The sequence below is a fragment of the Thermosporothrix hazakensis genome, from assembly GCF_003253565.1.
In the GTDB taxonomy this organism is placed as follows: domain Bacteria; phylum Chloroflexota; class Ktedonobacteria; order Ktedonobacterales; family Ktedonobacteraceae; genus Thermosporothrix; species Thermosporothrix hazakensis.
In genome coordinates this window covers 1-14791 of sequence record NZ_QKUF01000056.1, presented here as the reverse complement: position 1 = coordinate 14791, position 14791 = coordinate 1, and the positions used below count along the sequence as shown (strand labels likewise).

Annotated in this window: 6 protein-coding genes and 1 pseudogene; 2 read left to right on the top strand and 5 right to left on the bottom strand. The window is 49.5% G+C overall.

The window, feature by feature from the left end; translation table 11 throughout:
- The 3 genes and pseudogenes from EI42_RS30890 to EI42_RS30880 form a co-directional block, all read right to left on the bottom strand.
- A pseudogene (locus tag EI42_RS30890) lies at positions 1 to 694 on the bottom strand (Eco57I restriction-modification methylase domain-containing protein); the annotation flags it as partial.
- Between the two features lie 31 nt (positions 695 to 725).
- The gene (locus tag EI42_RS30885; protein WP_111326702.1) at positions 726 to 3593 is read right to left on the bottom strand and encodes a helicase-related protein; all 2868 of its coding nucleotides are present in this window, start codon (positions 3591 to 3593) and stop codon (positions 726 to 728) included.
- Entirely contained in the window at positions 3590 to 8788 is a 5199-nt protein-coding gene (locus EI42_RS30880) for a DEAD/DEAH box helicase (protein WP_111326700.1), read from the bottom strand. The genes EI42_RS30885 and EI42_RS30880 overlap by 4 nt, the downstream gene beginning before the upstream one ends.
- A gap of 180 nt (positions 8789 to 8968) precedes the next feature.
- On the opposite strand from EI42_RS30880, the gene EI42_RS30875 reads away from it, so the two are divergent.
- Positions 8969 to 10342, top strand: coding sequence for an McrB family protein (locus tag EI42_RS30875; protein ID WP_111326698.1), 1374 nt, complete (start codon positions 8969 to 8971; stop codon positions 10340 to 10342).
- Positions 10314 to 12023, top strand: a complete 1710-nt coding sequence (locus EI42_RS30870; protein WP_170143042.1) for a DUF2357 domain-containing protein — start codon at positions 10314 to 10316, stop codon at positions 12021 to 12023. Before EI42_RS30875 ends, EI42_RS30870 begins: the two co-directional genes overlap by 29 nt.
- Before the next feature lie 153 nt (positions 12024 to 12176).
- On the opposite strand, the gene EI42_RS30865 is transcribed toward EI42_RS30870, so the two are convergent.
- Positions 12177 to 13655, bottom strand: coding sequence for an Eco57I restriction-modification methylase domain-containing protein (locus tag EI42_RS30865; RefSeq protein WP_428843959.1), 1479 nt, complete (start codon positions 13653 to 13655; stop codon positions 12177 to 12179).
- 48 nt (positions 13656 to 13703) lie between these two features.
- Positions 13704 to 14791 (bottom strand): Eco57I restriction-modification methylase domain-containing protein (locus tag EI42_RS30860; RefSeq protein WP_146505468.1); only part of this gene is annotated, 1088 nt, incomplete at its 5' end.

The following is a 14791-nucleotide window of genomic DNA, read 5'->3' as shown; positions in this document are numbered from 1 at the left end:
CCTCTTGTGCCCACTGCTCCAGCCAGCACCGTTCTGGCTGTTCCTCCGCATTGACACGCGAGACATGACAGAGCAACCACAACAGGGTAAACTCGGCATAGTTCTCGCTCTCCATCATCGCTTCAAAGTCAAACTCGATATAGGCCTGACGAGTTAAGCTCACATTTTTGCGTAAGAGGCGCAGGCGCAGCCCATTGGAGACAAAGCCCCACAGCGCCTCTGGCGAGCGCCCCAGGTATTCCTGAACCAGACTGAAGGCGCTCTGTCGTGCTCCACCGGAGCTTCTCACCACCTGATCCAGACCGATATGACATCCGATCAGATGGATCGGTACCCCAAACCAGAAATGTGAGATTGGATAGCTTTTCCCCTCGATCTCAAGTGGCTTTGTGCTAACAAGCCGCCCATAACCGAGCTCCGCAAAGAGCGGCAGCAACCAGAAGCGTCTCGTAATCGACGTTTCCGAACCAGGTGTTGTTTCACGCTGTATTGCGGCACGAAACACCTTCCAGGTGCGCAATAACGTGTGCCAGGAATCACTGATCGCTTCATTGAGCCTCATATCAAACAGGTCATAATCTTCGGCGCTCAATCCACCCAAACCAGAATCAAGATGCGCAATCCGTTGCAACATCTCCACAGGGAGCAGCGCCCCTTCACTCGTCACACAGGTAAAAGCAGGGAGTTTTCGCATACCTTTTCTCTCAGCCTCTTCTCTACAAGCCTTATTTTTGCACAGGGAGATACACATAGACACCGAGCACATCAAGGGGTAACTGCGGCTCTACCTTGATATTGCGGATAGTAAGCGACGCAGAGCGGCGGACACGGCGGTGCGCTTCTCGCAACTCTTCAGCATATTTTCTGGCCATTTGCTCCAGGTGTGGCTCAAGGTGCTCCTGATACGAATCAAGCACCTGCCGTAAGAAATGTTTGATCTGTGGTGGAGCAATATTCGCCTCTGCCTGTACCCCAAGCAACGCCTCTATTTGCTGCTCATCCTCAAGCCAGACAGCACTTTGAGGCGCACCCTGAAAGGCAAACAAACGGCAATCCTCGGCCAGTAGCGGCTGTAGCTCTTTCCGCTGACGTGAAGGCGTATGAATCTGGAAGCGAAAGCGTGTCAACAACAACGTCGTTCGCGTTTGTACCTGACTGGTGCGTATCACGCCACATCGCCGAGCAACAGGATCTTTCACCTCTGAATCAAGCGCGGTATCCATCACATAGTTTGCCAGCCCTTCAATCAGCGGGTGGGTTCGATTCACATAGAGCGTTCCCGGTACGCCCGTCTGCTCAAAGCTCAGACGCAGAGATGAGGATCTCTCATTGAGATACATATGCAAATTCATTGCATCACGAACTGCAAGCGGTACATCTGCAAAATTTACATCCAGAATATTCCCGGGCCGCTCTGTCACGAAAGCGCCATAGGCATGTAGAGCATTTGCAGCGAAGCGAGCAACATCATCAGAGATGCCAATGGAAGCTTGTACTGCCTCCAATTCTCGCTGAACCTCTTCAACCTTGATACTATGTTGCGCAAAAATCGTACGCACATTACTTTCGCGTCGAGCCGAGTGATCCCAGTCACGCGAAAGCTGCTCTCTCTGGGAATGAACTGTTTGCTCAAAACCAATGAGGCCAGGCTGTAAAGCGGTCTCCACATAGTCAGAGCCCTGAAGCAACACTTCTTCAAAGAGAGCATTCACAACCTGTTCGCTATCTACAGGCACCGGAACAGAAATTCCCAGTTGACTACGAATCTGGCGATGCTTACGTAAAAGCACATCCAGTACTATCTCATCAATAATATTGTTCTTGCCATAGAAGGAGATGACTTTGATACGGGAGCTAGCCTGACCGAAGCGATCTACCCGGCCTTCACGCTGCTCATGACGCGTCGGATTCCAGGAGAGGTCATAGTGCAAGACAGCATTAAAATAGCCCTGTAGATTGATTCCCTCGCTCAAACAATCGGTACAAACGAGCACGCGCTGCTCATGTTCTGCCAGTTGGAGCACTCGTTCTTCACGCTCAGCCGGGGGTAGTTGTCCGGTAACGGAAGCGACCTCAACCTGCTTTGGGAGTTTGCGTCGTAACTCCTTCGCCACATACTCGGCAGTCGGGATAAAGCGACAGAAGATAATCGGCCGATACCCTTCCTGAACCATCTGTTTCACAAGCTGGACAGCCTTTTGTAGTTTGGTATCTTTCTCCCCTTGCAAGGCTTCAGCCTCTTTTGCCAGTGCTTTCAAGCGGCCCCGTTGTTTCTGCGTGTCAGCTTCATCCTCAATATCACTGCCCGGGATCACATCAATGCCCTCGGTTGCCTCATTATCCACCAGATCAAGCACAGCCTGACTCCCGATACGATCAGCATCCTCTACCGTTTCAGCATCAGCGACCCGTGCACGATTATGTAAAGTCGCGACAGCAGCTGCCGGGCTGGAAGCGATTGAGCGAAGTAGTGCTAGCGCAGACCACCAGCGGATACGTTGTCTATTTTTCTCCCCGCTTTTATCGCGTACTCTCTCGCGAGCATAGCTCATCACTTTCTCAATCAAGCGCTTATATTCCGTCGATGGCTCGTAGCTTTCATCAGTATCATCGCGTTCCGGGAATGGTGTCTCTCGATCAAGGTAGATTTGGATATCTCGACGTCGGCGCTGGATAAAATGCTCTGCAAGTCGACGACGAAGCGGCTCGTTCTCACGTCCCGAAAGCTGGGGTGGTAGCTCCCGAAACTCTTCATTCAAGAACGAGAGCAATGAACGAAAGGCCCCTTCATCACCACTATGCGGCGTAGCAGTGAGTAAGATCATATGACGGTCTTTATGAGCAGCCAGTGCAGAAACAAGCTGAAAACGCTGATGTCGACTCCCACGTCCCTCACCTGAATAAGCACACGTGTGAGCCTCATCGACGATCACCAGTTCCGGACACTGTCGAATAAATTGGTCACGCCGCCTATCAGCCTTGATAAAATCAATTGAAATAATAAGATAGGGATATTGTTCAAACAGGGAAACATCGTTAGGACAATTGCGCTCAAGACGTGAGACCGTGCTCGCAAGCAATAGCTCAGCATCAATATGAAACTTTTCTTTGAGCTCAAGTTGCCACTGTTCAGCAAGATGAGGCGGGCACAGAACTGCCAATCGCTCCACTTCATGACGATCAAGCAGTTCTCTGGCGATCAACCCGGCTTCAACCGTTTTACCAATCCCTACGTCATCGGCAATCAGCAGACGAACAGGGTCAAGTCGAAGCGCCATCAGCAGCGGAACTAACTGATAGGGGCGTGGCTCAACCGCGATGTGCCCAAACGAGCGGAAAGGCCCGGAACTTGAACGGAATCCCAGACGAATGGCATCTCTCAAGAGCTTACCGGTGTGGGCATCTCCCCATTGCTCCGGATCTGGCAACTTGAACTGCGCCGGCCCCACTTCTTCAAGAGGAAGATAAATCCCGGTAATCTCTTCATTTGTTCCTCCTAGCGGACGCAACAACAGCAACTGTTCATCTGATTCCGGTAACACAACCCATTCGCGCCCTCGCGCCTTGACCAATGAACCAGCAGCAAAATTCATGCGTTCCTCCCAAAAAGATCTGCATAGCTCGTAAACAGCTCATCCCATTGCGAGCGCTCTCCAAAGCGAAGCATCAAAGATCCCTCATCTTCTACTGATTCCGCAAGCTCAATATCACGTTGCGCACGCACGCTATCAGAGCCATCAATGTAGATCAGCCCTCCATCTACAAAAAAATCAGGCCGCGCCCGGCAACGCCCTACAGGTTCTATTGCTTTCTGAGGAAGTCGCAAACCATGGGCCTTCAGGCAGGCAAGCCACTCCTGAAGTAATGGATCCTCTTCCTGCTGTGGCAGCGGCTGTAGCCGAGAGAGATCAATATGTGTTGTACAGCCCTTTAACATCCATAGAACATCCTTAATTGACTTGCGATCCAGCAAGCGGTGATCCCGCTGATTGGAATAGGTCAGTAAGCAGTGATAACAGGCTGCTTCGCAGTCTTCGAGAGCCAGTGGAGAATGCTGTAAATCCTCCCCGGTCTCGGGCTTGAAATGACACAGATCAAGCGCAACGTGTACTACCTCAGCTAGAGCCTGAGGCGTATCAATTAACTGACGCAGGACACCAGCCCCCCCTTCTGTTGCCTCATAGAAAAGAATGAGACGACGATCTTGCAGATCTGGTAACGGCTCAGCCGCCAGTTCATTATCTTCGAGTTGAAAACGAACCTGAATAGCGCTTTTCAGTGCCGCCTGCAACGAGGCCATCTGTGATAATGAAAGTGACCATTGCGGCTCGAAGAGCAAACAGTTTCGTGTATCCTCTACATAGGGGATCACCCGAGCTTTCTGGCCCGACATGGGATCTTCGGGGTCACCAGCCGAGGTATCATCTTTCTCCCAATAGCCTCGTTCTGTATCCAGCACAAAGCCTTTGATTCTCCTATCTTTGCGCCGTAACGGACCAAAATTGATTCGCCAGAGTAGAGCGCTCTGTCCATACGTCAACTTCACCAGTGGCTCTTCATCTGCGTTCAGAGCAATAGCGGTCAATGCACCGGGTAGTCCATCTCCACGCGGCAAGAACCGTACCCCGGTCCGGATATCGTATCCCTGCCGGACACGCTCTTCTTCATCAGAGTTAATCCTGTCACGCCTGCGCGTCGAAACATTTTGTAAGCGGAACAAACTCCCAGTCGGAGCCGGAAGTTGTGCCTGACAATGCGAACAGACGTCATAGCTACGCCCATCATTGAGCGGATGAAGATAGCCGCATTCCTTGCACTGCTTGACGGCAACGGTTAAAATGCTATGGCGATCTTCACGCATCCCCAGAATAGAGCGATTAATAATATACCGTGATCCTTCATGGTAGATAATTGCACGTGGGGCAAACTCTGAGATTGCCAGGAAGCGCGGGCGCGAAAGGTACTCATCCCTTTTTGCGTGTCGGGCGGGAATATAGGCCGAGAGTGGTAGCCGAGGGAAATTATATCCTGGCAGAAAGCCCTCACAGGCAAAATAGCGATAGCTATAAAACTCCGAGAATTCAGAGCGCTCTTTTACATCGTCAGTATTGGCTGTCAGAACATTAATCTGGACCTCGGCCTCCCGACGCAGCGTCTGCGCATTCTCACGGTCTTTTTGTGAGCGTGAGAGATCTTTTGCAATCTCGTTTTGTCTATCTCGCTGTGCAATTGCTGCTAGCAATAAACTACGCCAACGTTCACAGGCAGCATCGAAGCGCTCCTCAATCCGAGCCAACTCTTCGCTCAGCCAGTTCTCGGCGTACCAGGGAGCATTGAGTACAGTCAATTCATTCTCTTCGAGTGTCCGAAAAATACGTCGTGCTCGTTCCTCGGCGCGTTGGCGTGTATTCACATCACGTAACGCCTCTCGAACCTGCTCTCTCAATGCGAGCGAAGGCGGATTCCCTTCTATCTCCAACACCCCTTTCAAGGAATCATCTATTTCAAGACTTGATTCCTCTAGCCAGATAGCATGCACATGTGAGCGTAAGAGATCTTCATTCGCAAGATCGATCCGGGGAGGCATTACCGAACCACTGACCATATCATCGGGATGCTGAAAGAAGTATTGATCGTGCGAATTGCCTGTCGAACAATACGAGAATACCAACGCGGGCTGTCCACTGCGCCCCGCCCGCCCACTACGCTGCGCATAATTCGCCGGGGTTGGCGGAATATTACGCATATTGACGACATTGAGATCCGCAATATCAATACCTAGCTCCATAGTCGGCGAACAGTACAGGATTGGTAACCTGTTCTCCCTGAATTCCTTTTCCCGTTCTTGACGCCGTTCTGAAGGGACTTGTGCAGTGTGTTCTGCCGCGCGAATACCAAGCAAGGGACGCAAATCCTCAGCACTTTCTCGATAGAAATGGAGAAAGAACGTGTTGACCCCTCTCTTTGACTCTTCAGGCATTCTGGGTGTTCGCAATGGGTCATAGTATGGCTTGACGCCATCACCCGCATACCAGATCATATTTGCAGCAGGAAGTTGATAACCAGGGACTCCTTCACCGGAGGCCTCGGTCACCTGCCGGATCATCTCTTCTTCCGCCAGAATAGCAAACAAATCCTGAATTAACTCATCCAGTTCTGACCGCTGCAAGCTTATCGAATAGGTGTTGAGAACACCTTTCAAATACACTCCAAACGCACTGAACCCGGAAACGTAGATATCACTGCGCTCATCCCCCGGTTTACGCCGACAGGGAAACATTCGCGTCGCAGAGATCAGATGTTCATTCTCGTCAATCGCCCAGGGGGCAATAAGATACTGGCTGCTCTGCTGCTTGATTTGCTCCTGATACGAGGACTCTAGAAAGTCAACTTTGATTGCTAGCTCACGCCGCATATGATCCAACAAGGCCTGACAAATAGCATAGCGGTCTTTTGGAGACAGAGCAGCAAGCCTGCTATTCCGCTTCCATGGAGCATCATCGTTACAGATATCATCCAGACTCAGATATTTGATCTCCAGCAAACCACACTGCTCAAGGTTCGGTGTTGTGATACGCCAGCCTCGTCGCAAATCGAGGTAGAGCCTATAACCAAGCACAGAACGCAAAGCTTTATCCACATTGTCTCGCGTAATTCGCTTTGGATTCTCTACCGCTGAATATTTCTCCGTAGGTAGCTGAAGCGCCTCAAAGACACTTTGAGTCAGACGATCATGCTCTATCCCGGCCTCCCCGGCCTTCATCACAGCTCGATACAGGGCAGAGCGTAAAATGACCATATCGATAAAATCATTAAAGTGGCCAGCCTGAAGGGATGCATCCTGTCGATTGTCGGTAAAACTCAACATTTTGGGGTCAAAGGCAATATCTACCCCCTGTATCTTTGCAGCACTTAAATGCCGAACAGCAGCCAGGCTGAGAATTGTTGTCGCGGTACTTCTTCCTTCAGAACTCAACTGGGCAAGCTTTTCAAAATCACTCCGACGAAATGAATTATACGTAATTTCACATTTGAAGCAGTATCGGAACGGCGCTCGTATAAAATAGCAGCCAGTACCATCATCTCCCGTCGTAACGGTCCCATCTGGACGCAAACGCAGCGCCTTCGGACGATGTTTACGATAGGAAGGCAACAAGCGCAGCTTCCCTCCGCGTAACTCTTTCCACTCATCAGGAAGCATATCATCTATGCGCTCACGATCATCAGTCCAGTCTTCCTCAGGCACGATATAGAGAAAACCAGGCTGACCGGTACGCTCTTTTTTCTCACTTGTCTCTTCGTCATCCTCTTGCAAGTGATGCATATCTTGCGGTTCACGCAAAACAACTGTCTCTTCGTCCTGCCAGCGCACACAATAATACTCTTGCCCACATTCTCGGCAAAAGACCAGGGGCAGAAGGACACGGTTACGGTCCCCAGGCGCGAATTGCTGATATTGAAGCGTCACATGGCGCAGTTCATTCGGCTCCACTGTTGCATAGACAGTATCGCCTTTACTGATAAATTGATGCAATCGAAAAGCAAAGAGTGGACGCCCTGTTGTTGGATCTTTGATTTTTTCATAGCCTAACAGCAGCGCTTGTTGAATCACTTGCATGCATCGTGCTTCAGACAATCCTGTTATTTGTTGAAGCAGGGTTGTCGCACTTTGTGCATCACCAGCAATACGACGTGGAGTATTACGGACCCAGCGTCCCTGGCGCCGCGTAATTCCCAGTGTACTTTCAAGCCAGATCGAGAGAGGATCAGCGCAAAATTCCTCATATGTCTGCGGGATTGTCTCTTCATACTGGTGCACACGTTCTATAAGACGCTGGCGGAAGTCGCCGCTTGTCTCATCGACCTGTGCAGTAATTCGCTTCAGGGTCTCCCCGATCACATGCTGAGAACGAACAGGACACCCAAAAAGACGAGAAGCCATTCGTGCCACTTCCTGCCGTTGTTCATCGTAGTCATCTCCACTCGCAAGCGTCGCCGATGTCCCCACACACTGGAGAATTTCTCCAGGGGGAGTCAGACGCTCGCGCACCCGGCGCACCAGCAACGCAACATCGGCGCCCTGCCGGCCACGATACGTGTGCAACTCATCAAGCACCAAAAAACGAAGATTAGCTCCACGCAACAGATTACGCTCGCGAGGTCGTGTGAGAATGAGTTCAAGCATGACGTAGTTTGTAAGCAAAATATCTGGCGGATTAGCAATAATACGTCTGCGCTCCTCCTTGCTCTCCTGCCCCGTATAACGCTCAAAAGTCACCTCTGGGAAATCGCCCAGATACTTCTGCAATTCTCCCAGTTGGCTATTTGCCAGCGCATTCATTGGGTAGATAACAATTGCCTTGATTCCCGGCCTTCTTGGTTGACGAAGCACATAATCTACAATAGGGATGATATAGGCAAGACTCTTTCCCGAGCCTGTTCCTGTAGTAAGCACATAGCTTTCATTTGTCCTCGCAACTCGAATTGCATCTTCCTGATGACGATGCAACTGAAGCGGTAGCCCCTGCGAGTTTTCTGATGTCTTGTCACGCCGAAAGATTGTCTGACAGGATGGATGCAGTATCCCTTCTCGCACCAGCTCATCAATGGTACAGCCTGGTTCAAAGCGGGGATTGAGTTGAAGCAGGGGCATCGGCCAGAGGACTTTTTGCTGGAACAGCGACTCCTCCACATATCCTTTGATCAGGGGATTCTGGATCTGAATAAAGCTTTTTACATACGAAGTGTAATCATCTATCAGCTTTTGATGGAGCTCAAAAATATTCATGGGTAAAACCTCAGTAAGGGAAGACACTCTACCATATCTGGATTATAGTAGCTACTCACCAATACTGTCAACAAAAATTCCTGGTACTTGTTCCTTACCTTGACTCCTTCTCTGTTTTCGCGTACACTGATTGAAGCGCTTACAGAAAGAATTCGTATTACAGGGTCCAGGAAACAGGTTATGAATTATCTCTTGCCCATCTCTGAGGAGATTTATCAGAAACATATTGCTCCATTAACGCCTCGCTTCATCCTCACTCATCCAGCAGTACATCTTCAGGTGAATGACGCAATTATTCCATTCGAAGAATCGGGGCAGCAACACATTTTACCTCTTATCTACCGCGTTACCGCCGTCAACCGTACCGCCAAAACTATTTCTCTACAACTTATTGATTTCTGTCAACATACCCTTCCCTTGAAGGAGGCCTTTACCAGAAATATACTTATCAGCCAGGAAAAAATGGGTGACTCGCTTCGGATTGCACCCCCTGAATTTGAAGAAGTAAAAAACGCTATGGGTGGAAAACGAAGAACAGAGCAGGAACTGCTTACCTCAATCCGAAACTATATTACAGCACGGGGATACTACTATGATGAGGAAACATTATACAACTACCACATCTGCCTGAAAACACGTCCCCTTGTAATCCTTGCAGGCTTATCTGGCACTGGAAAATCCAAACTCCCACAGCTCTACGCCGAAGCACTTGGACATAAGCCTCGCTACCTTCGCCTTCCGGTACGCCCCAACTGGAATGATGACCGCTATCTTCTGGGCTATTTCAATACCATCACCGGTGAATACATTCCTGAACCCGCAGTTGAATTCATCCACGAGGCTGAAACCGATCCATATAACCTCTATTTCTTCTGCCTTGATGAAATGAATCTCGCCCATGTCGAGTATTATTTCTCCCAGTTTCTAAGCACTATGGAAGAAGAACAACCAGAAGATCGGCGCATCCAGCTCTATAGCAAATACCTCTGGGAACGAGCACAAAAAGGTGCGGACCCATTTCCGTATCAACTGGTGATTCCTGAGAATCTCTTTTTTACTGGCACTATCAACGTTGATGAAACCACAAAACCAATTAGCGATAAGGTCATTGACCGCGCCAATACATTGGAATTTTTCTCGGTTGATCTGGAGAAAATGCCCATTCCTACAACTGTAGCGCCTCCCATCTCAATCGCGGCCTCTACCTGGCGAAGCTATCGCATTAACACGCCAGATCTCTCATACCGAAGCCAGATTATCGAGATCAACAAACTGCTGAACCGCGCCGATCTCGGACTTGGCTATCGGGTACTCCATGAAATTGAACTCTATCTGGCAAACAGTATTGAACTGCTTGAGCCTGATACAGCCTTTGATTTGCAAGTAAAACAGCGCATTCTCCCACGTATACGAGGTGCAGGGTATAAAATTGAACAGCTTCTCAATGACCTACGCGCCTTCTTGCGACAACAGAACTTTCCTCGTTCAATACAGCGTCTGGAAGAAATGCAACACAGGTTACAACATGATGGCTACACCAATTTCTGGCGTTAATCGCTGGCTCACAATCAATCAGAAACCGCTCCGCTTTCATCCCGAAGACGAAAATGAGGGGCTGGCAATTCGCGAATTCAGCACAAACTACATTCGCCTGACAAATGAAGCTCCTGCACAGGTTACAATAGTGATCGATGGGGAAGAACTCCAAACAGCCCGCTATGGTATCTGGCAATGGAAACCCGGAGGCTATGCCGGTCTGTATCGTATCGAGGTCCTTTCACCAGGGCTTCCCACCAAGACGGCTCTGGTGCGAGTCTTTCCCCATAAATTGACGCAGCATCACTACGAACAAATGCAGGACGAATTGAGTAAACTTGCCCTCGATTTGCTCTACAGCCTGGACTCGCCAGCCATTGAACGAACAACACTGGCCCAAAAGCGCTATGAACCATCACCATTGCAAGAATACTATATCATTCAACAAATTGTTAAACGTATGTGCCAGGTAATTGCAGATATTCGGCGTGACCCGCATTATACCCTTCATACACAACAAATCAGGCTCCAATTGCATGAGATTACCTATTTCTCCCATGATATACATCCGGTGCCAGGAGAGCATATTGTGTTCCCTCAATCACCATATCCGATACTCCCATCTTATTGGAGCGGAGAGCAGAGCTATCACACCTACGACACTTATGAGAACCGTCTGTTAAAACATTTTCTCCTCAAACAACTCAGTCCCAGGTTAGATCACATTCAGGAAAGCGCACAGAAAGAGCTACTGCGTGTTGAGTCGCGGTACAAATATTACCATAATCCCGAAGATAAAAGAAAAAAGCAAAAGCTTCAGCAAGCCATTGCAGAGTGTCAACGCATGAAGCTACAATGCGTCCATTGGGCATCAGAACCATTTTTACGCACAGTTTCTTCATTCACGGGCATCAACAAAGCAACACAGATGCTTCTCAAGCATCCGCTCTACAATCGATTTTATCAGCTTTATCTTAAGTTCCAAACACACCTCAAGAAAACATACTCAACAGACAAATATGTTACCGAGATCTCTTTGCGTAAAGTGAGCGAGCTCTATGAGATGTGGAGCATATTTACCGCAACCCGTATTCTGGTTGATGAGCTTAAGCAGGCAGGCTATCACATGATCTCCAATGCTACCTTCTATGAAGTAGAAACTGATTACTTCGAGTTCGATGTGCGTAAAAATACGCCTGCTATTATCATGACTGACGGAACCTACACCGTACAATTTATCTATGAGCCAGTATATCCTAACAAAGCAGTTGTCCATCACCGATCTGCGCTTGCCGTAGACGCACCAAACGTACCGAACAAAGGACACCGAACGCCAGATTTCGCTGTTGAAGTGTATCAAAATGATATTCCTCATAGCGTACTCATCTTTGATGCCAAGTATCGCTACGAGAAACAGGGGCGAGGCCAATTCGCCCCAAAGAGTGAGGATCTGGAAAGAATGTCTCACTACAAAGACGTCATCATTTATAGAAAGTACACTGGCGGCACAGGAACAAAAGCCTACAAAGATTATGATATTGTAACAAGCGCTTGCATCCTCTACCCGGGTAATCACCTGTACATAGGGAGAAAGTATATCGGAGCCTTACCCTTCTTCGTTGGCATGTCACCGCAGCGTATTCAGGCCGTACGCCAGGCATTGCATGATCTCTTAGCTCTTGCAGATCTTATTCAATAGAACAGAAGAACAATGCTATTTTTTACCCTGCACTAGCAACCTGATACATTCCCTGAATCCCTTGAGAATGCTTTACCGCAAGACAGCCAAACAAGCACTCCCTGAGTCAGTAAATCTGATTCCAGAATCACTTCTATCAACCACTTATAACCTTCAGGACCTCAGAGGGTGAGCAACTGAGGGATCAGCAGGAGGGGGCTCTAACCGCGTTTGATACATCGCTCCCTGCTCACTCGCCTCCTGAAGGGCATCATAGATCTCCAGAATCACACGCCTGCTTCGATACTCTCCATTGCGCTTCTCGTCTTCCTTCTTCACCAACGGAAATGTCTCCATGATAAAGGCGACATCTTCCCGCGCCACCCCGTAGAGGTGGAAGAATGCCGCATCCAGCTCACAGCGCAAGAGAAAGCGCCGCTCCTCATCCCAGCGGAAGGGCGGCCCCGCATACCCACACTCCCGCGCAAACGCCTCCAGATCCCATGCCGTATAGGTCAGCTCAAGCGCCCGCGGCAAGATCCACTCCCCAAGCGATACACCCGGCTGCCACACACATTCCTGCTTATACGTCTCTGGTGGGAGGACTGGAAGCTGCTTCAGAATGAAGAACCCCATGCTCGTTCCTCCCACTTTCTGACGGGCCACATAGTCAAAAACAAATGAAGAGAAATGGGATGCCAAAAGCAGAAGGGCGAAAGGATCTTTTGGTTTGACATACAGAAGCGGCGTTTTATGGTTACAAGCCACCGCAGGAATGATACTGAAGATAGCCGTTCGCACATCGGTTGAACGCGCAATATCCCGAAAGGCAAGCAAAGCAGTCTGCTCTCGCAACACATCAGCATTCATATCCCGTTCATGGATCCAATAGCGTGGTAACGGCACCGCAAACGGATCACGCCGATCTATCCCCTGTTCTGCCCCTTCTGCTGTTGTGGTATAGCCACCAAAGCGATGATCGTAGTGCGAGATCATCTTTCCCTCATACAATGGATAACATTTCTCGTTTCCTCTATAGAAGATATTTCCTCTCAGCGTCCAACCATCCTGCTGAAGCTGGGTATAGGTATGAAAGAGATGGGAGTCCGACGCCATATTAAACATCGTTGACAAAGTGGCACTCCATAGGTTGAGCATCTCTTTCCCATCTTCTCGAATGAAGATAGGAACTCGTTTGTACAGTTGCTTTGTCAGTTCTGCATCTCGCTGCGAACGGAAAATCGGGCAGGTTCGCGTGTTCGGATTGAGCAATGCTATCTCTTCTGCTGTGAGCACAAAGGCACGCTCCTCTGTCTTCAGTTCCGTCGGATCATGCAGGAAAAAGGCAAAGCGTGCCCCTTGCATCGCCGGTCTCTCCGTTCCACTCAACGTGAGTAGGCTGAATTTCTTGCTTCTATGTACCGCGGGGAAAATCTTGTTTGGGTTCTCAAAATCATACAAGCTGACCAGTGTCCTGCTGTCCATCAAATCCTGAAAGAAGACCTTCGTGGTATCATCAGTGGCAATTCCTGACGGCACAATACAGCCAATGCGTCCCCTCGGATGCAAGATCTGACGCATACACTCCGTAAAGATCGAGTAGGTGTTGATTTTGCCTCTCGCACACAGCGGATATTTTCCACTATGGCGAATAAGGTGGCTCTTCCCTTGTGCTTTGCTTTTCTCTTCCTTGAACTCTACTTACAGTAGCGGGTCTTCTCGCTGTAGCGCTTGTATCATCTTTTGTCTCTGGGCGGCATTGCTTGCATTCGCTATATCGGGTCTTCCGTTCGCCGCGAACCATTCCTTTTCCTTGATTTTGTTTGTCTCCCACGGGGGATTTCCCAGGACCACATCAAAACCTCCCGACCAGCCCGTCAGCGCATTCTCCGGCTCCTCATTCCCCGATGGCACTTGAAACACATCTGGAAAGGCCAGATGCCAGTGAAAAAACTGATACTGTTCCGCCAGACTCTGAATATACCGTCGCTGTTCCTCCCTCACAGAGTCCGGATTCTGCATCGCCCGACGAAGCACATTTTCATTCATCTCCAGGTCATTGTTCTCTGCTGTCTTCTTCCATACAAAGGCTGCACACCACATATCCGCCCACAGCTTGCTCTGTACATAGTCGCTTGAGGACAAGGATAATCCATAACGGGCCTGCTTGCGATGCACATTTATAATTGTATCATCATCGATTGCCTCCATCTGAAATCTCGCTGCTCTTACATTCTCCAATCTTTCCCTTACAATCGCCCCACTTTCCTCCCACAACATTATCTGGCTTGTCCCTTTTTTCGACCTTTCCCTATATTCCTTGTTCTTCTTCTTATAAATGCTACAGAACTTCCTGTCATCTCCCTCAAGTGGCTCAAACGCTTCGTTCGGTATCCCATTCTTGAGCAGCGCCGGCGTAGTCCCAAGCAAGCTGTTGCCACATTGAATATGCGCATCCAGAAACGAGAGCGGCTTGCCCGGCTCCAATGCCTCCAACCATAGATTCACCTTGCACAACTCTACCGCCATCGGGTTGATATCCACCCCATAAATGCAATGCCCGATCACATCTCGCAACGCTCTCCTCACCTCCCTCTGGCTCGGCTCCTCATTCCCCGCTCGAATCATCGCCAGCCGTCTCGCCATGCGCCGCGTTGCTGCTAGCAGGAAATGCCCGCTGCCACAGGCTGGATCACACACCTTGAGTTGCAAGATCGCCTGCTCTGGATCTGGGTGCTCGCACGCCTCCGCAAGCACCGGCTCTAACGCCGAATCCAGCAGACTCTCAA